General features: G+C 64.5%; 17 protein-coding genes. 7 read left to right on the top strand and 10 right to left on the bottom strand.

What is annotated here, in order from left to right:
* The 3 genes from G3446_RS15800 to G3446_RS15790 all read left to right on the top strand — a co-directional run.
* Positions 1-992 (top strand): ABC-three component system protein (locus tag G3446_RS15800; protein WP_209262459.1); only part of this gene is annotated, 992 nt, incomplete at its 5' end.
* A 1-nt stretch (position 993) separates the two neighbouring features.
* Positions 994-1,248: an ABC-three component system middle component 6 gene (locus tag G3446_RS15795; RefSeq protein WP_164453794.1), complete on the top strand. Its 255-nt coding sequence runs from the start codon at positions 994-996 to the stop codon at positions 1,246-1,248.
* Positions 1,230-2,954 (top strand): DUF2326 domain-containing protein, encoded by a 1,725-nt coding sequence (locus G3446_RS15790; protein WP_164453793.1) that lies wholly within the window; start codon positions 1,230-1,232, stop codon positions 2,952-2,954. Before G3446_RS15795 ends, G3446_RS15790 begins: the two co-directional genes overlap by 19 nt.
* Positions 2,955-3,867: 913 nt before the next feature.
* On the opposite strand, the gene G3446_RS15785 is transcribed toward G3446_RS15790, so the two are convergent.
* The 4 genes from G3446_RS15785 to G3446_RS15770 all read right to left on the bottom strand — a co-directional run bounded on the left by G3446_RS15785 (position 3,868) and on the right by G3446_RS15770 (position 8,148).
* The gene (locus G3446_RS15785; protein ID WP_164453792.1) at positions 3,868-4,659 is read right to left on the bottom strand and encodes a CAP domain-containing protein; all 792 of its coding nucleotides are present in this window, start codon (positions 4,657-4,659) and stop codon (positions 3,868-3,870) included.
* A 215-nt stretch (positions 4,660-4,874) separates the two neighbouring features.
* The gene (locus G3446_RS15780) at positions 4,875-6,008 is read right to left on the bottom strand and encodes a sodium ion-translocating decarboxylase subunit beta (RefSeq protein ID WP_164453791.1); all 1,134 of its coding nucleotides are present in this window, start codon (positions 6,006-6,008) and stop codon (positions 4,875-4,877) included.
* A gap of 4 nt (positions 6,009-6,012) precedes the next feature.
* Positions 6,013-7,809: a sodium-extruding oxaloacetate decarboxylase subunit alpha gene (gene oadA, locus G3446_RS15775; protein WP_164453790.1), complete on the bottom strand. Its 1,797-nt coding sequence runs from the start codon at positions 7,807-7,809 to the stop codon at positions 6,013-6,015.
* Between the two features lie 93 nt (positions 7,810-7,902).
* The gene (locus G3446_RS15770; protein ID WP_164453789.1) at positions 7,903-8,148 is read right to left on the bottom strand and encodes an OadG family protein; all 246 of its coding nucleotides are present in this window, start codon (positions 8,146-8,148) and stop codon (positions 7,903-7,905) included.
* A 994-nt stretch (positions 8,149-9,142) separates the two neighbouring features.
* Between G3446_RS15770 and G3446_RS15765 the strand changes: the two genes are divergently transcribed.
* Together G3446_RS15765 and G3446_RS15760 are read left to right on the top strand one after the other, a co-directional pair.
* Positions 9,143-11,386 (top strand): 2OG-Fe(II) oxygenase, encoded by a 2,244-nt coding sequence (locus G3446_RS15765; protein WP_209262458.1) that lies wholly within the window; start codon positions 9,143-9,145, stop codon positions 11,384-11,386.
* A gap of 283 nt (positions 11,387-11,669) precedes the next feature.
* Positions 11,670-12,632 carry a DNA ligase gene (locus G3446_RS15760; protein ID WP_342450133.1) on the top strand — a complete coding sequence of 321 codons (963 nt, stop codon included), beginning with the start codon at positions 11,670-11,672 and terminating at the stop codon, positions 12,630-12,632.
* A 150-nt stretch (positions 12,633-12,782) separates the two neighbouring features.
* On the opposite strand, the gene G3446_RS15755 is transcribed toward G3446_RS15760, so the two are convergent.
* The 4 genes from G3446_RS15755 to G3446_RS15740 form a co-directional block, all read right to left on the bottom strand.
* A complete protein-coding gene (locus G3446_RS15755; RefSeq protein ID WP_164453787.1) occupies positions 12,783-12,986 on the bottom strand; it encodes a hypothetical protein in 204 nt (67 codons plus the stop codon).
* A 253-nt stretch (positions 12,987-13,239) separates the two neighbouring features.
* Complete coding sequence (locus tag G3446_RS15750) at positions 13,240-13,803, bottom strand: peptidylprolyl isomerase (protein ID WP_164453786.1); 564 nt, start codon at positions 13,801-13,803, stop codon at positions 13,240-13,242.
* A gap of 107 nt (positions 13,804-13,910) precedes the next feature.
* On the bottom strand, positions 13,911-14,525 hold the full coding sequence (locus tag G3446_RS15745) for a hypothetical protein (protein ID WP_164453785.1): 615 nt from the start codon (positions 14,523-14,525) through the stop codon (positions 13,911-13,913).
* A 21-nt stretch (positions 14,526-14,546) separates the two neighbouring features.
* Entirely contained in the window at positions 14,547-14,993 is a 447-nt protein-coding gene (locus tag G3446_RS15740; protein WP_164453784.1) for a rhodanese-like domain-containing protein, read from the bottom strand.
* Between the two features lie 146 nt (positions 14,994-15,139).
* Between G3446_RS15740 and G3446_RS15735 the strand changes: the two genes are divergently transcribed.
* Entirely contained in the window at positions 15,140-16,669 is a 1,530-nt protein-coding gene (locus tag G3446_RS15735; protein ID WP_164453783.1) for a helicase HerA-like domain-containing protein, read from the top strand.
* A 109-nt stretch (positions 16,670-16,778) separates the two neighbouring features.
* Here the strand turns inward: G3446_RS15735 and G3446_RS27650 are convergent, their stop codons facing one another.
* Together G3446_RS27650 and G3446_RS15725 are read right to left on the bottom strand one after the other, a co-directional pair.
* Positions 16,779-17,150, bottom strand: a complete 372-nt coding sequence (locus G3446_RS27650) for a hypothetical protein (RefSeq protein ID WP_209262457.1) — start codon at positions 17,148-17,150, stop codon at positions 16,779-16,781.
* 116 nt (positions 17,151-17,266) lie between these two features.
* Positions 17,267-17,881 (bottom strand): GNAT family N-acetyltransferase, encoded by a 615-nt coding sequence (locus tag G3446_RS15725; protein ID WP_164453782.1) that lies wholly within the window; start codon positions 17,879-17,881, stop codon positions 17,267-17,269.
* A gap of 385 nt (positions 17,882-18,266) precedes the next feature.
* Between G3446_RS15725 and G3446_RS15720 the strand changes: the two genes are divergently transcribed.
* Positions 18,267-20,273 (top strand): TOL_0244 family TonB-dependent receptor, encoded by a 2,007-nt coding sequence (locus G3446_RS15720; protein ID WP_164453781.1) that lies wholly within the window; start codon positions 18,267-18,269, stop codon positions 20,271-20,273.
* Positions 20,274-20,358 lie beyond the last annotated feature (85 nt).

Genomic DNA, 20,358 nt, shown 5'->3' with positions numbered 1-20,358 from the left:
CTCTCCTGCCAACTCACCCAGGTCAAAGATCACAACTTCGTGTACGCAGATCGGGCGCGCTCGGCAGGTTGCACCCGATTCTGAAGGCATCCGGCAGCGAATTCGAGCAGCTTTTCACGGAAATCATGTTGGCTTCGCGATCTGGATTCCGACAGGTCAAACCCCAGGGGAGACTTGGTGACCGCAAGAATGATGGATTCGAGCCTCTTGCTGGCCGGTATTATCAAGTCTACGCGCCGGAAGACCTGCGTAGGCGAGAGCAGGATGCGCTCGACAAACTGGAGCAGGATTTCGAGGGACTTCATCATCACTGGGCAGGGATCTTTCCCAGCGGTATCCGAGAGTTCTACTTCGTGCTCAATGATCGCCTGTCGGGGGCGGTGTTTCCGAGCATCCACGAAGCGATGGAGCGAATCCGCCAGCAATATGGCCTTGAGTGCTGTGAGCCGTTCCTCACAAGACACCTGGAAGAGGAGTTCTTCTCGCTGAGCGATGATGCAATCGTATCGATTATCGGCTTCATTCCAGACCCGGAATCCGATCCCTTGCTCGATTATTCGGTGCTTGGAGAGGTCATCCGGCATGTGCTGGAGAATCCGCTCGACCTCGTTCGAGCGGGCAAACTCCATGCACCGGATTTCAGCGAAAAGATACGGTTCAACGGCTTGGATGCTGCCGGCGGTCTGCTGAATGCTGCGTCCTACCATTCCGGGGCCGTCGAGGAGTATTTCGCCGCCAACAGCGAATTCGCTCGTCAGGCCGTTCGCGATACCCTCAACGGGCACTATCTTGACGTTCTGGAGGTCGAGCTTTCCGGGGGCGGCAAGATCGACGAGGTGACGATTCCGGATCAGCGCTTCCTGGAAATTCTCGCCAGAATCACACCGCAGACGCAGAACCGCAGGAAGCGAAAGGAGCTCCAAGAGGCTGCCCTGGCAATCATGGCAGTTTTCTTCGAGTCATGTGACATCTTCGAGGATCCCGAGACCTGAGATGGTCCTGCCGGATAAACACATACGCTTCGCCGAGTCCCTGCTCGGGCTGGGCGCCCTCGTTCTAGAGACACTCGATGCCCCAAAAAGTATCGATACACTCTGGAAGGAGGTGCATTCCAAGATGCAAGGTGGCGCATTTCCAGCCACGCACACATTCGACAACCTCGTGCTTTCCGTGGATATCCTGTTCGCCGTCGGGGCCGTCGCCCTGAATCGCGATGGACGACTGGAACGATGCGCCTTATCGAACTAACAGCGGATCGTGCATCCTTTCGGCCGGTGCGATTCAATCCTGACGGACTGAGTCTGATCGTCGGCGGGAGATCGCAAAAGGAGGACGGGGACAGCGACAAGACCTACAACGGGGTCGGCAAATCGCTCGCAATCGCGCTGATCCACTTTTGCCTCGGCTCCAACAAGGTCAATGCCTTCCAGGAGGCCATCCCCGATTGGGAGTTCAGCCTCAGGTTCGAGAACAGAGGCAACAACCACCGCATCTCGCGTAACACGAGCCGTCAGAACATCGTAGTTTTCGATGGGCAGGAGATGAAGCTCAAGGATCTTCGTGAACACCTTGCTTGCCTTGCCTTCGACCTGCCCTCGGGCGTAGACGGATTGAGCTTTCGTCCTCTGCTCTACAAGTTTCTGCGCCGCGGCAAGGCGGACTATGTCGAAGCAGAGCATACGAGCAGCGATCACTCGCCGTATGAGAAACTGATTCGGAACATCTTTCTGCTCGGGCTCGATGTTGACCTCGTTGCCGAAAAGGCTCGCCTCAATCAGCGGCTGAAGCGTATTCAGGATTCGAATAAGAGTCTCAAGAATGATCCCGTGCTCAGGGAATTCTACACGGCTAACAAGGACGTGGAGATCGAGCTTTCGTTCCTCCAAGAGCGCATTACGCAGTTGGAAGCAAACCAGCGTTCCTTCGAGGTAGCCGACGACTACTACCAGGTAGAGAAAGAGGCAAACGACCTTGGCATCGAGCTGCAAGCGCTAAGGAATCGCGCCGTCATCCTGCGGAATGCAATAGACAACATCGACAAGAGTCTGAAGGTCCGTCCAGACATCACCCCGGATCGCATCGAGACCGCCTACCGAGAACTCGGGTCGGCGTTTCGCCCGGAAACCCTGCGACGTTTGGAGGAGGTCCAGGAGTTCCACCGCCACCTGGTCGACAATCGGGTCACTCGGCTGTCCCAGGAGCGCCGGCGCTTGGAGCGCGAGTTCGCCAACAAGGAGCAATCGATTCGCGCGCTCAACGATGCGCTGAACGAGAAGACTGCCTTTCTCGGTCGCAGCCGCGCACTGGATTACTTCGTCGCGATAGGAAACGAGATCGCTAGCCTTAAGGCCAAGGCCCAGAAGCTCGACGATTATCGGGCCTTAGGTCGGCGCTGGAGCGACGAACTGGCGACGACCAAGGGTGCGATGCAGCAAGAGGTTCTGCGGACTAACGCGTACCTTGCCCAGATCCACCCGCGGCTGGATGAGGTCAATGGTGTCTTCAAGGGCCTGAGTCGTCGGCTCTATCCGGATTCCCCCGCAGGTCTGACACTGCGCAACAACGACGGAGAGAACCAGGTTCGCTTCAACTTCGAGGTCCGTATCGAGAACGACGCCTCGGACGGCATCAACGAGGCCCGCATTTTCTGCTACGACCTAACCCTGCTCACCGCAGGTCGTAACCACCACATCAACCTCGTCTTTCACGACAGTCGCCTCTTCAGCGACATGGATCCGCGCCAACGGGCAGAGGCCTTCCGCATCGCTCGTGATATCACCGCTCGCCGCGGCTGCCAGTATATCGCCACCCTCAATGAAGACCAGATCGAGGGAATGGCGGACTACCTCACGGAGGAAGAGCGGGCAATGATCACAGCGAACACAGTGCTTGCCCTTGGGGATCGCGCAGCGGAGGAGAAACTGTTGGGTGTGCAGGTCGATATGCATTATTGATGGCGGAGCGAGATGCCTGTCGGATTGCCTCAGAGGCTCGATCATGGCTTGAATGAGCGGTACGACGGAGGCCAAAGGCGATCTCAGCCTGCGGTCGTCGCTAAGGGGTACGAGCGACGGCGAGGCGACTTTAGATCCGGGCTCCTTTCCCCGCTCTCTCGACCGCATTCCGTGTGCCGAGATGTAAAGAACGAAACCGGGGACGAAACTGCGGACTGCGAAACTGGGGACCACGGTTTCTCGTAATGACGAAGAACTGAATGCCTAATTAGCGGGCAAAAGCGATCCCAAACCGCGCTCTCCAGACACCAGAGCCTCAGGCTGATTTGACCGATGTCGATCATCGATTGGCCCGGCCTCCCGCAGAGGTTGAGCAAGCGCAGCGCAGCCCACGACGCCGGCGCGGGATTCGGTGGACTTCGCTCTCGAGACTGTGAGAGTAATCCAAGCGCACCGCGAAGATCGCAGAATTTCTTCACAGTCTCTCGCGCTCGTCCACCCTACCGGTCCAACTGACGATCAAGGCCATTTGACCGCTTTCCGCGTGATCCAGACGTCAGGGTTTCACTAAGGACGCAGGTAAACGTCCGGCGACCAATCTTGCTTGGCACACTTCCACCGCTCTTGTGTAACGCCGAGGGCTTCAGGGCTCCCGAGTCTCAGGAGCGGCCGTGGCAGAATCGGCAGGCTAGAGTCCCAGAAGGTCTTGCGGAATAATCTGAGCGACAACGAAGGGAATTGGGGCCGCACGGGCGCAAAGCACGCACGGAATGGCGGGCGGTTGGCCGATGCAGGGTCTTCACCCGATGGGTGAGGAAAATCGGATTTTCACCTGAGCTTCTGCTCGACCGGCCGCTCGCCCATTGGCTGATGCCCAGAGCGTTGAGCTGGCCGCTGACAGCGCTTTCAAGCCTCATCGCGCGACGAGCGTGGGTGCCTCCACGCTCGCTGCGGAGACGATAAAACGGCCGCCGCCGTCGCGATGCAAGTTCAGTCCGCCTTGCTTGCCGTCCAGGCGCAAGGGGCGAGCGCGGCAGATCTGGTGGGTCCGGGTATAGCCGGCTGGAAGCGGGTAGCGTCGTTCGCCGAGCGCGTATTCGACCGGCGCGTCCGAGGCGTTTGTGATCCGCAACAGGCGGCGTCTCGACTTGGGCTGTCCGAAGACCTGTACGGCATAGAGGCGGCCGCTCTCAGGGCTTCTCGCCACGCCAATCCCGACATCCGTGAGGTCCGGGTCGAGCATGTTCTTGCGATGACCGGGCGAGCTGCGCCAGCCATCCACGAGCCGCTGGGCGGCCTGACTTGGGGGAGGGGCCGATGCCGACCCAGAGTAGGCGATGTTCTCGGCGAGGAGGCAGTAGTCGTATCCCTCGCGCTTGGCACGTTCCGCTGGCGTCCTTCCGTCGGCTTCGTGCCCATATTGGTCCGTCCGGGCCATGAAAGCGGCGAAGTCTGCCGCAGCTGCCATGAGCCTGGTGTCCCTCGTCAGCGATTGCAGTCCCTGCAGGTGACGAAGCGCATTCGTGCGCTCGAGGATCTCGCGGGTCGTTTCCTGCACTGGGTAAGGGGTTTGTGCCGCCTCATGCTCCTCGGCTTCCAAGCGCTCCACCGAGAATGGGCTGGGTCGTGACGGCTGGGCACATGAGATGCAGCCCAGTGTCAGGGCTGCGAGCAGGCCCAGGAGCTCGAAGTCTCGTTTGCGCATTCGGCTTGGCGCTCCCCACTGATGCGTCCAGGGGACATTTTGCGGCCGATCGGGCAATGGGTACTTTGACGGCCTTCGCGGATCAAGGCGACGGATGGAGGGACGGCGAGCCAGTCGACGCCTGACTGGCGATGGTTTGCTCGCGACGTCAGGCGGCGGGGCGGCGGGGCGGCGTGCCAGCATGCGGAAGCTGGCGCGCCGCGAGCCTGGCGGGGCTAGTTGCCGACGAGCGCGAGCAGGATACCCGCCGCGACGGCGGAGCCCAGGACGCCGGCGACATTTGGTCCCATGGCGTGCATCAGCAGGAAGTTGTGGTGGTCTTCCTCGAGCCCGACCTTGTTGACAACGCGCGCGGCCATTGGCACGGCGGAGACGCCGGCCGCGCCGATGAGCGGGTTGATCTTGCCGCCTGTCGCACGGTGCATGATCTTGCCCATGATGACGCCCGTGGCCGTGCCGATGCAGAAGGCCAGCGCGCCGAGGAGCAGGATGCCCAGGGTCTCCATTGCCAAAAACTTGTCCGCCGACAGCTTGGAGCCGACGGCCAGCCCAAGCATGATGGTCACGATGTTGATGATCTCGTTCTGTGCGGCACGGCTCAGGCGCTCGACCACACCGGCCTCGCGCAGCAGGTTGCCGAACATCAGCATGCCGATCAGCGGCGCCGCGGACGGCAGCAGCAGGGCGCAGAGGATGAGCACCACGAGGGGGAAGAGGATACGCTCGAGCCGCGACACCGGCCGCAGCTGCTGCATGACGACGGCGCGCTCTTCCTTGGTCGTCAGCGCCCGCATGATCGGCGGCTGAATGATGGGCACCAGCGCCATGTAGGAGTAGGCGGCGACGGCGATGGCGCCGAGCAGGTCGGGCGCCAGTCGGGACGCGAGGAAGATGGCCGTCGGGCCGTCCGCGCCGCCGATGATGGCGATGGCGGAGGCGTCTTGCAGCGTGAAGTTGAATCCGGGCAGGAAGTTGAGCGCAACCGCACCGATCAGGGTTGCAAAGATGCCGAATTGGGCGGCAGCACCGAGCAGGAGCGTGGAAGGTCGCGCGATCAGGGCGCCAAAGTCGGTCAGGGCGCCCACGCCCATGAAGATGAGCAGCGGGAAGATGCCGGTCTCGACGCCGACATGGTAGATCATCCCGATCATGCCGTCCGGCCCGCCGATCCCTGCGATCGGGATGTTGCTCAGCAGCGCGCCGAAGCCGATGGGAACCAGGAGGAGCGGCTCGAACTTCTTGGCGATCGCCAGATAGATGAGCCCGCAGCCAACGAGCATCATCAGCCCCTGGCCCCACTCCAGGTTGGCGATCCCCATGGATAGCCAGAGCTTCTCGAACTGATCCATGTTCTCAGCCCAGCCCGATCAGCGGCGATCCGAGCGTGACCGCGTCGCCTTCCTTGACCCGGATCTCGGTGACACTGCCGGCTGACGGCGCGCGGACCTCGGTCTCCATCTTCATGGCTTCCAGCACCACCACCACGTCGCCCGCGGCGACCTGCTGACCGACGCTGACGTTGACCTTGACGATATTGCCGGCGAGCGGTGCCTCGACCAGGGTGGCCTGGACAGGGGCCGCCGGCACCGCCGCGGGCGCGGCCGTCGCGGCAGGCGCGATGGACTGCACGGCACCCTGAGGCGAGACGATCACGTCGTAGCCCTTGCCGTTGACCTCGATGTGGTAGCGCTCGGGGCCGCCGGCAGGCGCGGCGGTGGGCGCGGCCGGGGCGGGGGCTGGTTTGTCTTCGATCAGCCAAGGGGCCTTCTCGAAGGCGTCCGGGCTGCCGCGGTTCTCTAGGAACTTGAGCCCGACCTGCGGGAACATGGCGTAGATGAGCGCGTCGTCGATAGCGTTGTCGCCCAGCTCGAGCTTGCGCTCGCGGGCGATGCCTTCGAGCTCCTCGATCAGGCGGTCCATCTCTGGGTTGATGTCGTCCGCCGGGCGGCAGGTGATGGGCTCCTCGCCCGGCCGCAGGACGCGGGACTGCAGCTCGGTATCCACGGGCGCTGGCGTTGCGCCATAGGCGCCCTTGAGCACGCCGGCCGTCTCATTGGTGATGCTCTTGTAGCGCTCGCCCATGAGGACGTTCAGAACCGCTTGGCTGCCGACGATCTGCGAGGTTGGCGTGACGAGCGGCAAGAAGCCAAGCTCTTCACGCACCTTGGGGATCTCTGCGAGCACCTCGTCGAGCCGGTCCTCGGCCCCTTGCTCGCGCAGCTGATTCTCCATGTTGGTCAGCATGCCGCCCGGGACTTGCGCGACCAGGATGCGGGAATCGACGCCCTTGAGCGAGCCCTCGAAGCGTGCGTACTTCTTGCGGACCTCGCGGAAATAGGCCGCGATCTCTTCGAGCAGCAGCAGGTTGAGCCCGGTATCGCGCGGCGTGCCCTGCATGATGGCGACGACCGACTCGGATGGGGAGTGGCCGTAGGTCATGCTCATGGACGAGATGGCGGTGTCCACCATGTCGACACCGGCCTCGGCCGCCTTGACGACGGTCGCCGTGCTCAAGCCTGTGGTGGCGTGGCAGTGCATGGCGATCGGGATCGAGCATGAGGATTTGAGCTTGGTGACCAGCTCCTCGGCGACATAGGGGCGGAGCAGACCCGCCATGTCCTTGATGCAGATGGAATGGCAGCCCATGTCCTCCAGGCGCTTGCCCATGTCCACCCAGTATTGGACGTCGTGGACCGGGCTGACGGTGTAGGACATGGTGCCCTGCGCATGGGCGTCGGTGGCGAGCGCCGCATGGACGGCTTGCTCGAGATTGCGCAGGTCGTTCATGGCGTCGAAGATGCGGAAGACGCCGATGCCGTTGACGGCCGCACGCTCGACGAACTTCTCCACCACGTCGTCCGCGTAGTGACGATAGCCCAGCAGGTTCTGGCCGCGCAGCAGCATTTGCTGCGGCGTGTTTGGCATGGCTGCCTTGAGCTGGCGCAGGCGCTCCCAGGGATCCTCGCCCAGGAAGCGGATGCAGGCGTCGAAGGTGGCGCCGCCCCAGGACTCCATGGACCAGTAGCCGACTTGATCCAGCTTCTCCGCGATCGGGAGCATGTCTTCGATGCGCATGCGCGTCGCCAAGATAGATTGGTGAGCATCGCGCAGGACGACTTCGGTGATACCGAGAGGAGTGTTCTGATTCATGGCAGATTCTTGCGTTAGCACGCCAGGCGTGCCCGCGAAAGGCGGGCGCCGGGCGTTGTCGATGGAATTCGGGGCCTGGTGGAGCTGTCGGCCTCAGTGGTGTCGGCGATAGCGCGCGACGGCCGCCGTGATCACCGCGACCAGGTCGTCGGGCTCCGATCCGGCTGTGTGAAGTGCGGCCGGCGCCGCTGCGGGATGTGGCTCGGCCGGGGCGATCTTGAGGGCGAAGGCGGACATGCCGCGCAAGATCCCAACCAGCATCAGTAGGAAGCCGAATACGATCCCCATGCCAATCGCCATGAGGCTCAGGCTCTCAAGCAACAGCTCGGTTTCGGTCATTGAATATTTGACTCCACCATCTCAATGTCTTCGGGAAGAGGGCTAAGCCCGGTATCCTTCCCGCCCGGAGTAGGGATCCCCAACCGCTGGGTCGGGACGACATGGGCAGTCTCTGGGCTCCCTAGCTCGGCTGCCTGGTCTCAATGCGCTCCTTGGCTCGCGCAGCGCGCTCCCTCCGGCGTGAATTGACTCCAGCCGGACGGGCGACAACGTGCTCTTGAGTAGCTCAGGCCGCCTTCGGCCAAGAGCCGCTTCCGACCGGCCGGCGCCATATGCGGCTTGGTCCCGAAGGGGCGACGTCTCTTGTCCGAGGGGTGCTGTCGAGCGCTGGCGATTTGCGATGCCAGTCGCTGCAGCTCCAGCGTCTCAAGCGCAATCGAGGGTAAGTGCTTGAGACGATTTAGGGCGAGGAGCGTAACCGCGATGACTTGGTTGGGCAAGATTTCGGCAAGCTCGAACGGACTGAGGCGCCAATGTTGCGATCGCAGGCTGAGGTCGTCGCACACGAAACGGCCGCTCCCTGTGGTGAGGGTCGTGCTGGATCTCGAAGCGGCAGGCATCGCGGAGATCTCGAGCGGTCTGCACGGGACTCCCAGTTTTTGATTTTAAAATGAGCCTGTTACGGGGGTAAGTGCGAATGCGTCATTGCTGCCTTCATCCATTCGGCGCTCTCCCGAGCCATCGTCTGCGCGCCCCGGCGATCACGTTGCGAGTCTTAGCTGCATTGATAAATGAGTCGGCTAACTATCAATTAAACTAATGCTTTGGCGCTCCGGCGGGACTTGAGCAAGCTCAGTGCGGCCAAAACTGGCCGCAAGTCTCTCAGAGGGTCGCTCGGACGTCGCCTCGGTTGAGGCGCGGCTTGCAATGGTGTGCGCTCTCGATGTCCGAGCCGACCGACTCATCGCGCCACTCGACTCGTCTCGCTACTCAGCTCACCCTTCCACTCGACTTATCGCGCTCTCTCGGCCCTGTCTTCGGAGCTGCCTTCATCATGACCGTGACTACAGTGACAACGACCATTGCGGATGTGCTCGCGAGCGTCCACCGTCCCGGAGCCTTCTATGCGACGGGGACACTAGACATTCACCTGCCTCGGCTGGAGGTCGCGGGGGTCGGCCGGATCGCCCTGCCCCTGCTGCCGGTGCAGGCCGAGCAGCTCATCGCGCTGGCCGACCCGGCGCCCTACGGCCGGGGCAGTGAGACGCTGCTCGATACCTCGGTCCGTCGGACCTGGCAGCTGGATGCCGCGCGCGTGAGCATCGGTGGACGGCGCTGGGAACAGGCTCTGCGCGAGATCGTCACGCGCGTGACGCGTGACCTCGGCGTCGCTGGTGCCGTCGAGGCCCAGCTCTACAAGCTGCTGGTCTACGATACCGGCAGCTTCTTCATCACCCATCGCGATACTGAGAAGGCGCCGGGAATGTTCGCGACCCTGGTCGTGGTGCTGCCCTGCGACTTCAGCGGCGGCGAGCTGATGGTGCGCCATCGCGACGCCGAGGTCCGGCTCGATCTGCAGCGCGACGAGCCCTCCGAGGTGGCCTATGCCGCCTTCTACGCCGATTGTCGCCACGAAGTGCTCCCGGTCGCCTCCGGCTACCGCCTAGCGCTGACCTATAACCTGGTGCGTCTTGGCTCCGGCGCTTTGCCGGAGCCGCCGGACTATGCTCCCGAGCAGCGGCGGCTGGCGACCACGCTCGCCGCTTGGGGGCAGGATTCGCAGGGGGCGGCCAAGCTCGTCTATCCCCTCGAGCATGCCTATACCCAGGCCGAGCTCGGCTTTGCGCGTCTCAAGGGTGCCGACGCCGCCGTGGCCGCTGTTCTGCTAGACGCGGCCCGGGAGGCGGACTGCGATCTCCACCTCGCCCTGGTCAGCATCGAGGAGAGCGGCTGGGCGGAGTACGTGGGCGGAGGCTGGGGCAATGAGGCCTATGAGATCGGCGAGGTCACTGAGGAGCGCCGGGTGATTCACGACTGGCGCTCGCCTGACGGGGTAGCGAGCGACATGGGGTCGCTACCCTTCGACGAGGCGGAGGTCAGCCCTCCGGAGGCTTTCGCGGATCTCGACGATGTCGATCCGGAGTTCCAGGAAGCGACCGGCAACGAGGGCGCCTCCTTCGAGCGCTTCTATCAGCGCGCCGCGCTCGTCCTCTGGCCGCGGGCTCGGCGCGGACGGGTGCTGGCCGAGGGCGGACTCGACCTGAGTTTGCCGATGCTGGAGCGGCTGGTTGCGGAGTGGGAGGCGGCCGGCAGTGCGCCGGATGACCCGCGCCGCGCCGAGGCGCTGGATCTCGCCGTCGGCATTCGCGACCTCTGGCCGAGCGATGCCTGGACGCGTCGGCATGCCAGCGACGCCGGCCAGGGTGCCGGGCTGCTCGGTGCCCTGAGGCGCCTTGGCGATGCTCGCGGCAGCGCAACCTTCATCGCGGAGCGATGCGCTCGGGGCGCCTATGGTCCTGCAGACAATCCGGCCATTGCCGAGGCCCTCACCCGGCTGCCGGCCGATGAGGCGGACCAACTGCTGGAGGCGCTGGTCCGACACAACGGGCCGCTTTGGCCGACCGCTTGCGCCGAGCTGCTCGCCCGCTGCAGCGAGCAGATGGAAGCGCCCGGCGCCAGGCTCCCGCCCACGGGGAAGGCGCTGATCGAGGCCTTGCCCAAGGAGCCTCCGGCGGCCTGGCGCGTCGATGGCGTTCGGGTCGATTCGCCTAAGCCTGAGCTGGTGGTCTATGCGCTGACGGCGCTCCAGCGCATTGATGCGGCCTTGGCTGGCGAGGCCCTGACGAAGATGCTCGCGCATCCCCAGGTCTATCCCGTCGACGACTTGCTCCTGCCGGCGGCGCTCCTCCTGCGTGCTGCGGTCTCGGGCGAGGAGCCCGCCGTCTTTGCCGCGCTGCGCCAACGCGTGCTCGGCCATCTGGAGCGCCGCATCGCCGAGCCCTTGGAGCCGCCGGCCGATTGGCGACGCGCCGCCGACATCTCCTGCGGCTGCTCGCATTGCCAGATGGTCAACACCTTTCTCGCGTCGCCGACCGAGTCCGTCTGGCGGCTCAAGGCGGCCCAGGCGCAGCGCGATCACCTGGCCCACACGGTGCGTCGGAGTGACTGCGATCTCGATCTTGCGACGGACAAGCGCGGGCGGCCCTACAGTCTGGTCTGTACCAAGAACCGGGCGAGCTACAAGCGGCGGGCGCGTCAGCGCGAGGAGGATCTCGCCCACCGGGAGGCGTTGCGCTGATTGAGAGGTAGGCCAAAGGTGGGCGATGCCCTCGGCGTGCGGATCAGATCTGGATCTCTGTCATCAAGGGGCGATTAGGATTCGCCTTAGCGGGCTCTCAGCTTGGCAGGCAAGGGCCGTGGCCCGATCTGCGCAATTCGCTGCAAGCTGCTCGCCGGGACCTTGGTTGCCGCATGCGCGCAAGGAATCCGCAGGCGCCGATCCGGTAGTACACGCGAGGTTGCCGGTCTGGGTGGCAGCCGCTAGGCTTCGCATTGGCGAATGCACCGAACGGAGGCGATGCGTGCGACTCCTCTCAACCTCTTCGTGCTCCTGGCTTGCGGTCCTGGCTTCACTCTCTGGCCCCTGCGCTTTTGCCCATGGCCAGCCGGATGGGGGCGCGGACGCGGTTTCCTCTGGTCCCGAGCAGGCGGGCTCGACCGGCCCGACCGTCAGCCTTTCCGGCAGCACGAGTGGGGCTGGCGATTCCCTTCGGCCGCCTGACCTCATGCTGGCCGAGGTCTATCAGCAGGGGATGGACCTCAGGGGCTACTGGATGAGCGAGAAGCTGGACGGGGTGCGCGCCTACTGGGACGGCAGGCGCCTCATCAGTCGAGGAGGCAAGGTCATTCAGGCGCCGGCCTGGTTCACGGCGGGTTTCCCTAGCATCCCCCTGGATGGCGAGCTTTGGATGGGCCGAGGGTCCTTCGAGCGGGTCTCGGGTGTGGCGAGGCGCTCGGAGCCGGATCCCGAGGACTGGCGGGAGGTCCGCTTCATGGTGTTCGATCTGCCGGTGCTCGGGGCGCCTTTCACCGCGCGGCTTGCCGCCCTCCAAGGTGTCATTGCCGTCTCCGATAGCGCCTATCTCGCGGCCGTCGAGCAGCAGGTCGCTCGCGATCATGCCGGCCTCATGAGGCGGCTGCGGGAGATCGAGCAGGTCGGGGGAGAGGGGCTCATGCTCCACCTGGGCGACGCGAGCTATCGCCCGGGCCGCTCGGCGCACCTCCTCAAGGTCAAGTCGTACCTGGATGCCGAGGCGCGCGTCGTCGGTCATGTGCCTGGTCGGGGCCGGTTGCAAGGCATGCTGGGGTCGCTGATCGTGGAAGACGAGCAAGGGTTTCGTTTCCGCATCGGGACAGGCTTCAGCGACGCCGAGCGGCGCTCGCCGCCAGCGCTCGGTAGCTGGATCACCTTCCGCTATCAAGGGCGTACCGGGCGCGGCATCCCGCGCTTTGCCCGCTTTTTGCGGGTCAAGTCGGCTGATTAGCTCGGCCGCTGCGCTGTAAGCGGTCTTGCCCGCGCGTCACGCGGTCGAGTCGGTGACGGAAGATGGGTGCTCGGCTGTCGCGGAGATGCGACAGGCTTGGAGAGGGCGCCGACGCTCGAGGCCGGCGCGCGCTGGATGTGCGAGATTGCTTCAGCCGAGAAAGGGATTGAGGTTTCTCAGCACGTCGGCCTCGATCTGCCGCTCGAACTTTCCAAACCGGTTGGCGACATGTGCGCCTTGGCTCGGCTCGGCCCAGGGCTGGAGCTGCAGCTCGGTCTGCTCGCAGGCCCAGTCAGCGCCGGCGGTCTGCTGCTCGATGCGGCGTTGCGTCGGGTCTTGGTCACGATAGGGCATGATTGAGGTCCTCGTTTTGGCGAAACGCATGCTCGTTGCAGCAAACGTCATGCCGGGAGTTGGCCAATTCAAGACCCGGCGGCGCGCGCCAGGGGTCGTGTCCAGACTGAATCATCGCTCCCATCGCCCATGCCGTCTGCGGACCACTTCCCAACTTGCAGGTGAGCCCAGGCCAGCCGGCGAGCCGCCCGCTCTCGGTGCGCCGCATGCACGCTCGAGGTGCATGCGACGGTCACCGGGCGAGCCTGCTGGCTTAGAGCTGGCGACAGGACTCGAGGACGACATCAGAACGGGTGCGGCCGGACCGCGAGCCCTGCTGCTCCATGGTCTTCACCACATCCATGCCGTCCACCACCTTGCCGAAGACGACGTGCTTGCCGCTCAGCCAAGGGGTCTTGGCGACGGTGATGAAGAACTGCGAGCCGTTGGTGTTGGGGCCCGCGTTGGCCATCGCCAGCTGACCTGGGCCGGTGAACCCGAGCTCGAAGTTCTCGTCCGCGAATTTCTCGCCATAGATGGACTTGCCGCCGGTGCCATTGCCGTTGGTGAAGTCGCCGCCCTGGATCATGAAGCCTGGGATGATGCGGTGGAAGGGGCTGCCGGCATAGCTCAGATCCTCCCCCTTCTCGCCTGTGCAGAGCGCCCGGAAGTTGTCTGCGGTCTTGGGCGTGACATCCGCGAAGAGCTCGAGCGTGATGGTGCCTGCGGGCTCGCCGGCGATACTGACGTCCATGGCGACCTTGGGGTTCTCGGCGAAGGCCGGAGCTGCGCTCGTCGCAAGCACGAGTGCGGCGGTCATGGCGGATAGCTTTGACATGGTGACTCCTCTTCAGGTTGGTTTTGTTTGGGGTGTGGGAACAGCGGGGCGATCAGCCGCCTGGGCGAGCTGGGTGCAGGCGGTCCGTCGCGACGCTTGAAGCTGGGCTAGTAAGGCGCGGTCTCCTCAATGGGCTCGAGGTCGGACGGCGGAGGGAAGCGCCGGGCTAGGGCGTCCGGGATCTCGCCCCGGCCCGCCTGGTAGATGGCGCCCGACTCCAGCATGATGCTCACCATGACGGCGATCAGCAGCGGGACCACGCCGATGCGCGCCCAAACCGCCTCGCCGAGGTGCTGCGACTCCAGCTTGTGCCGCTGCATCTCTTGCATCGCCGGGGACAGATCGCGGACCTGTGCCGCGATCTCTGCCTCGCTTGCTCCGCCCAGCCAGCCGAGGCTCAGCAAGGCGCCGGACAGGACATAGGCAGCGAGCAGCAGCCTGTAGCGCGCCGCGGAGAGCCGCCAATGAGCGGCGACGAACCAGGGCCGCTGGCCCGGGCGTGACGCACGCAGCCAGGTCAGGCCGATGACCAGAAGGGACAGTAGCAAAGGGGCTGCCACCGCCGCCCACTTGAAACGTCCGATCACTGAATCCGGCTGCGCCATGGAGCCGGCCAGCAAGGCCGCGCCGACCAACAGATTGAAGACGATGAGGTTGATCATCGCCAGCTCATGCGGCGTCTTGGCCGCCTTGCGCGTCGCCTCGTCGACGTGGATCAGCATGGATTCAGGTCGTCCTTTGGATCAGCAGTTGGAGCAGGATTCGATCGGCAAGCCGCGTCGGATCCAGCCCGGTCCCGATTTGCTGCCGGCCATGCCCTCGGGCACGTTGTAGACGTCGGTGAAGCCGATGGATTGTAGCTGCTCCTGCAGATAGGTGCTGCGGTTGCCGGTTCGGCAGATCAGCGCGATGGGGGCCGACTTATCGCCGCCCATCTCCTCGAGCAATTTGGTCAGGAAGGCCGAAGGGCCCTTGGGATCGGCCATGTCCACCCGTTTGGCCAGGGACGCGACGCCGGTCTGGCGCCACTCGCCGGGCGTGCGGATGTCGATCAGGGTGATCTCGCCCGCCTGCGCCTTGGTCAAGGCCTCCTCAGGTGTCAGGTTCGGACCGGCCGCCTCGGAGCAGCCAATGGAGAGCAGGACTGCAGCGAGCAGGAGTGTCAGCCAAGGAAATCTCTTGTACAGCATCGTCGTCTCTCTTGGTGTTTGGAATCGGAATAGGGGACTCGGTTAGCGCCGCGCGAACCGGCGCGCGCTTCACGGGCCGAGTGCGAAGGGCGACGGGTATACTCGCGGCCGGATACGAGTTACCAGATCTACACGGAGTGCTGTCAATGACAACTTCCATCCTCGTCGGCAAGCAGGCTGACCTGGCCGTCTCCATCCTCGGGCGCATGGCCAACCGTCATGGCCTGGTCGCCGGGGCGACCGGGACGGGCAAAACGGTGACCCTGCAGCGTCTGACCGAGCAATTCAGCCGCATGGGCGTGCCCGTCTTTCTCGCCGACATCAAGGGCGACCTCTCGGGCATCAGCCAGCCCGGCGGCGGCAATGCGCGCGTCGCCGAGCGCGCCGCCCAGATGGGGCTCGAGCAGGCGGAAGGCTTCGGCTACGCGGCCAGTCCCGTCATGTTCTGGGACATCCTCGCCGAGCAGGGCCATCCGGTGCGCACCACCTTGAGCGAGCTAGGTCCCATGTTGCTGTCGCGCCTGCTGAATCTCAACGAGGTGCAAGAGGGGGTCATCAACATCGTCTTCCACGTGGCGGACGAAAATGGCTGGCTGCTGCTGGATCTCAAGGATCTGCGGGCCTTGCTCTCGTACGTCGCCGACAACGCCAGCAGTCTGCAGACCCGTTACGGCAATGTCTCCAGGGCGAGCGTCGGCGCCATCCTGCGCCGGCTGCTGGCGCTGGAGCAGCAGGGCGGCGAGCGTCTCTTCGGCGAGCCCGCGCTGGCGCTGCAAGACATGATGCAGACGGACGAGCGGGGGCACGGCTACATCAATGTGCTGGCCGCCGACAAGCTGATCCACACCCCGGCGCTCTATTCCACCTTCCTACTTTGGCTGCTCTCCGAGCTGTTCGAGGAGCTGCCCGAGGTCGGCGACCCGGACAAGCCCAAGATGGTGCTCTTCTTCGACGAGGCCCATCTGCTGTTCGACGACGCGCCCAAGGTCTTGCTCGACAAGATCGAAAAGGTGGTGCGCCTCATCCGCTCCAAGGGCGTCGGCGTCTACTTCGTTACCCAAAACCCGCTCGATGTTCCGGAGGAGGTGCTGGGGCAGCTCGGGAACCGCGTTCAGCACGCGCTCAGGGCCTATACGCCAAGAGACCAAAAGGCGGTGCGCGTGGCGGCCGAGACCTTCCGGCAGAATCCGGGGCTCGACACCGAGACGGTGATTACGGCCTTGGGGGTTGGCGAGGCGCTGGTCTCGACCCTGGACGAGGACGGCATCCCGGGCATGGTCCAGCGCGTCCTGGTCGCCCCGCCCGGAAGCCGCCTCGGCCCCATCACAGCCGCGGAGCGCGCGGCGGTCATGCAGCAGTCGCTCGTCAGCGGTGTCTATGATGACGCGGTGGACCGTGTCTCCGCTTACGAGATCCTGGAAGAGCGCGCCAAGCAGGCGGCAGCGGCCAGCGCCGCGCCCGAGATTCCTGACATCTCCGATGACCTGGGCGGCCCCAACAGCTCGCCGCCTCAGCCCAAGCCGCGGCGCCAGAGCAGGGGGCGCTCCAGCAGCCGCCAGAGCCCCATCGAGGCCTTCGCGACCAGCGCCATGCGCTCGCTCGGGACCCAGATCGGGCGCCAGCTCGTGCGTGGCATCATGGGGTCGCTCCTGGGAGGCGGGACGCGGCGGCGCTGAGTGGATGCGGTCAGGGGTCTGAAGTCGCTGGATTTCGCGGGCTGCCCGCTGCGCTTGCAGCTCGGCTCAGGCGCTCGATCCCTGGGGGCGGCGCCCCCAGGCGATGCCGTCAATCTCCCGCCGGCTGCTCCTCGGTCGTCTCTTCCAGGCTTTGACTCGTCGCCTCCAGGCGCCGCGCGGCCTCGTCGGCGGCTGTTGCGAGTCCTGCCTTGGCGTCCTGCAGGGTCGTGTCGATGTTCTCGCCGGCCTGCTGCATCGAGGCATCGATCCGCTCGCTCGCCTGGCTCATCGCGGCCTCGGCTTGCTCGCCGGCCTTCTCCATCGCCGCATCGAGCTGTTTACCCATCCGCTCGGCCGGTCCTTCCGTCTGCTCCGGGCTGGGTGGCTGGTCCTCGCCGCAGCCCGCGAGTGCGATGGCGAGTAGGCCGCTCAGGGCGACGGCCGTCCAATGCTCGAGCGTGCGGGATTCGTGATGGTGCATGGCGCTTCTCTCCGTGTTGGTCAGGGGCTGTAAGGGCAGGGGGCGCGGCCTGCGCGCTGGCTTCTTGGGGCCGGTCTGGTCGCGGGGTGATCCGTCTCCCCGACGCGAGCCTGGGCTCAGGTCTTGGCGTCCGCCGTGGCCAGAGCCTTGAGCCAGAAGGTCATCGGCTTCGGGCTCTGGTCGGCCTCGTCGAGGTCCTTCCAAGTGTAGGTGGTTGTCAGCTCGGGGTGCTTCTCATATCCGCGCCGTCTCCAGAAGCTGTCGAGCGGGACGTATTCCGGCGGGCGGCGCGGATGATTCGCGGGCCGCTCGACGGCGCAGAAGCAGGTCCAGTCGAAGCGGTCGAGGGCGCGCGCAAAGGTCTCGCGCTCCGCGAAGAAGCGGACCCCGAGCCCGCATCCGCGGTACTCGGGCAGCAGAACGGACTCGCCGAAATAGAAGATCCGTTGGGGGTCGTAGCCTTGCTTCTCGAAGGGTCTCTTGAAGTCGTCCGTCTCGTCGACCATGGGCACGCCTGTGGAGGCCCCGATGACGCGGTCGCCGCCGAAGGCCAGGACGAAGAGGCTATCCGGGGACCGGCTATAGGTCTCGAGGTAGGTCTTCTCGTAATCCATGTCCCCGTCGTAGAGATAGGGCCACTCGCGGAACACGGCGATGCGGAGCCGTGCCAGGTCCTCCAGGAAGGGGGTCATGGCACGCCCGGTCAAACGCCGAATGCAGGTATCCGTCATCTGTGGGCTCCTCCAAAGCCTTGTCTGCGCATGAAGCCTTGGATGGCTGGCGGCACGTCCGAGCCTCGTGCCCGGCGACATTGCCACAGCAGTCGTCTCCGCGAGCCGCCATGCTATCCGCCCAACAGCGTCTTCCGCCAGTGGTGTTCGACTTATTCACCTTGCCGGCGTAATTTAACCCGATATCGAGCGGTGTTTTAATTGTCAGAAGGCTACCCGGGAGAGACTAGATGCAGAGAGCGATACCCTCCTTCGATCTAGCTTCGTGCCGTGCGGCTCTGGCTGCAACGGATGCCTGGACTGCGAATGTCGATTGCATCCAGTCCTGGCGAATGACAACGAATGACGGGGCTCGCGCGTGCGCCGCTTTGAGGAGGCGGCTGTGGTGATCGGACGCCTGGGACGTCTTGACGTCCATGTGGCCCCTGCCTCGCGCGCTCGAGCCAATGCGCTCGTGCTGGCCGCGTTGTTTCCCTGCGCCTCGAATTGGGCCGAGGCCGGGTCGTCCGCTCCAGCGGTGTCGGACCTCAAGGAGATGAGCATTCAGGAGCTCATGGAGGTGCCCGTGACCTCCGCGGCGCGCCGGCCTGAGAAATATGCCGATGCCGCTGCGGCCCTGTTCGTGATCTCCCGCGAGGACATCCGTCGCTCTGGCGCGACCAAGATTCCCGAGCTGCTGCGCATGGTGCCTGGCCTGCAGGTGGCTCAGCTCGATGCCAATAAGTGGGCGATCTCGGCGCGCGGCTTCAACGGGCGCCATGCCTCCAAGCTGCTGGTGCAAATGGACGGGCGAACGCTCTATACGCCGCTCTATTCGGGCGTCTATTGGGATGCTCAGGACACGGTGCTGGATGACATCGAGCGTATCGAGGTCATCCGCGGGTCAGGCGCGACGCTCTGGGGCTCCAACGCGGTCAATGGCGTCGTCAACATCATTACTCGCTCGTCCCATGAGACCGAGGGCGGTCTGGCCAAGCTGGTCGTTGGCACGGAAGAGCGGATCCTGGGCGCTGTGCGCTATGGTCGCAGTCTGGGCGAGGGCAAGTCCTTGCGACTCTATGCCAAGGGCTTCGATCGCGACTCTAGCCTGACCATGACCGGCGAGGACGCCGCGGACGACTGGCGCGACGGACGCCTGGGCTTTCGTGCCGACCTCGAGCTCACGGCGAGGGACGGTCTCACCCTGCAGGGCAATGGCTATTGGGGCAATGCCGGCGCCACCGTCAGCCGCCGCGGAGCCACGACCGAAACGGAGACCGATAGCTCGGGCGGGAGCCTGCTCGCGCGGTGGATCCGCCAGCAGGGCCTGGACGCGGCCACGGAGCTCAAGGTCTATTACGACCAGACGCACCGTGCCAATTGGACCTTGACCGAAGTGCGTGACATCTTCGATGTGGATTTTCAGCAGTATTTCCCTTTTGCCGAGAAACATCTCCTGGTCTGGGGCGCCGGCTATCGCCTGACGCGGGACGATCTCTCCGTCACCTCCGGCTCCGCGCTGGAATTCGACCCCCGGAGCCGCGACGATTCCACCTGGAGCGCCTTCATCCAAGACGATTTCAGCCCGCTGGGGGACGACTTTCACCTCATCCTCGGGGCCAAGGTCGAGCACAACGACTATACGGGCTGGGAGGTGCAGCCGAACATCCGGATGCTTTGGAATGCCACGCCGAGCACGACGCTCTGGGCGGGCGTCTCGCGTGCGGTGCGCATTACCTCGCGATTCAACAGCGATTCCTACATCGATGCCGGCGTGATCCTGGTCTCCGGCAATCCGGATCTCGAATCGGAGCGGCTGACCGCCTACGAAGTCGGGCTGCGGATGCGCCCGACCGAGCGCTTCTCGTTCGATCTCACCCTCTTCTTCAACGACTATGATCAGCTCCAGGGCTATGAGACGAGTCAGAATGGTCGGTTGACCGTCTCGGCAAACGTGGGCCATGGCGAAGGCTATGGGGCCGAGCTCGCCAGCAATTGGCATGTGACCTCGATCTGGCGGTTGAAGCTCGCCTACAGCTGGCTGCGTATGGAGCTGGGCACGGATGACCCTGTTTCAGGAACTTCGATTCTCAGTTTGGCCAGCGATGACTCAGCCCCGCGTCATCAAGCGAGCTTGCGCTCTTGGCTGGATCTGCGCCCAGACTTGGAGCTGGACGCCAATCTCTATTACGTCGATGAGCTGGTGAACTTCAATACGCCAGCCTACCTGCGGCTCGACATCAGACTCGGCTGGCAGGTGCGGCCGGATTTCGAGCTCAGCTTGGTCGGCAAGAATTTGCTCGACGACGCCCATCCGGAATTCTCCAAGTTCGGTGGCAATTCGGAGCCGGAAGGGCTGGTCTATACGCAGGTCGAGCGTAGCCTCATGGTTCAGGCAAAATGGGAGTTTTGAGGCCGCTGGCGCTCGCGGGCAGAGGCGCTCGGGGAGATCGACTCCCCTGGTCGAGCCGGACTGCGTGACGCGCTGATGGCCGATT

The organism is Thiorhodococcus minor (genome assembly GCF_010820565.1).
In the GTDB taxonomy this organism is placed as follows: domain Bacteria; phylum Pseudomonadota; class Gammaproteobacteria; order Chromatiales; family Chromatiaceae; genus Thiorhodococcus; species Thiorhodococcus minor.
Note: the sequence above shows the minus strand (reverse complement) of the source record. Positions and strands in the feature narration are given on the sequence as shown.

Excerpts from the sequence above, each read along its gene's own strand:
- G3446_RS27650 (WP_209262457.1), bottom strand. The coding sequence starts at position 17,150 with ATGCACCATCACGAATCCCGCACGCTCGAGCATTGGACGGCCGTCGCC.
- G3446_RS15785 (WP_164453792.1), bottom strand. The coding sequence starts at position 4,659 with ATGCGCAAACGAGACTTCGAGCTCCTGGGCCTGCTCGCAGCCCTGACA.
- G3446_RS15790 (WP_164453793.1), top strand. The coding sequence starts at position 1,230 with ATGCGCCTTATCGAACTAACAGCGGATCGTGCATCCTTTCGGCCGGTG.
- G3446_RS15780 (WP_164453791.1), bottom strand. The coding sequence starts at position 6,008 with ATGGATCAGTTCGAGAAGCTCTGGCTATCCATGGGGATCGCCAACCTG.
- oadA (WP_164453790.1), bottom strand. The coding sequence starts at position 7,809 with ATGAATCAGAACACTCCTCTCGGTATCACCGAAGTCGTCCTGCGCGAT.
- G3446_RS15765 (WP_209262458.1), top strand. The coding sequence starts at position 9,143 with ATGACCGTGACTACAGTGACAACGACCATTGCGGATGTGCTCGCGAGC.
- G3446_RS15745 (WP_164453785.1), bottom strand. The coding sequence starts at position 14,525 with ATGCTGATCCACGTCGACGAGGCGACGCGCAAGGCGGCCAAGACGCCG.
- G3446_RS15750 (WP_164453786.1), bottom strand. The coding sequence starts at position 13,803 with ATGTCAAAGCTATCCGCCATGACCGCCGCACTCGTGCTTGCGACGAGC.
- G3446_RS15770 (WP_164453789.1), bottom strand. The coding sequence starts at position 8,148 with ATGACCGAAACCGAGCTGTTGCTTGAGAGCCTGAGCCTCATGGCGATT.
- G3446_RS15735 (WP_164453783.1), top strand. The coding sequence starts at position 15,140 with ATGACAACTTCCATCCTCGTCGGCAAGCAGGCTGACCTGGCCGTCTCC.
- G3446_RS15755 (WP_164453787.1), bottom strand. The coding sequence starts at position 12,986 with ATGCCCTATCGTGACCAAGACCCGACGCAACGCCGCATCGAGCAGCAG.
- G3446_RS15725 (WP_164453782.1), bottom strand. The coding sequence starts at position 17,881 with ATGACGGATACCTGCATTCGGCGTTTGACCGGGCGTGCCATGACCCCC.
- G3446_RS15740 (WP_164453784.1), bottom strand. The coding sequence starts at position 14,993 with ATGCTGTACAAGAGATTTCCTTGGCTGACACTCCTGCTCGCTGCAGTC.
- G3446_RS15795 (WP_164453794.1), top strand. The coding sequence starts at position 994 with ATGGTCCTGCCGGATAAACACATACGCTTCGCCGAGTCCCTGCTCGGG.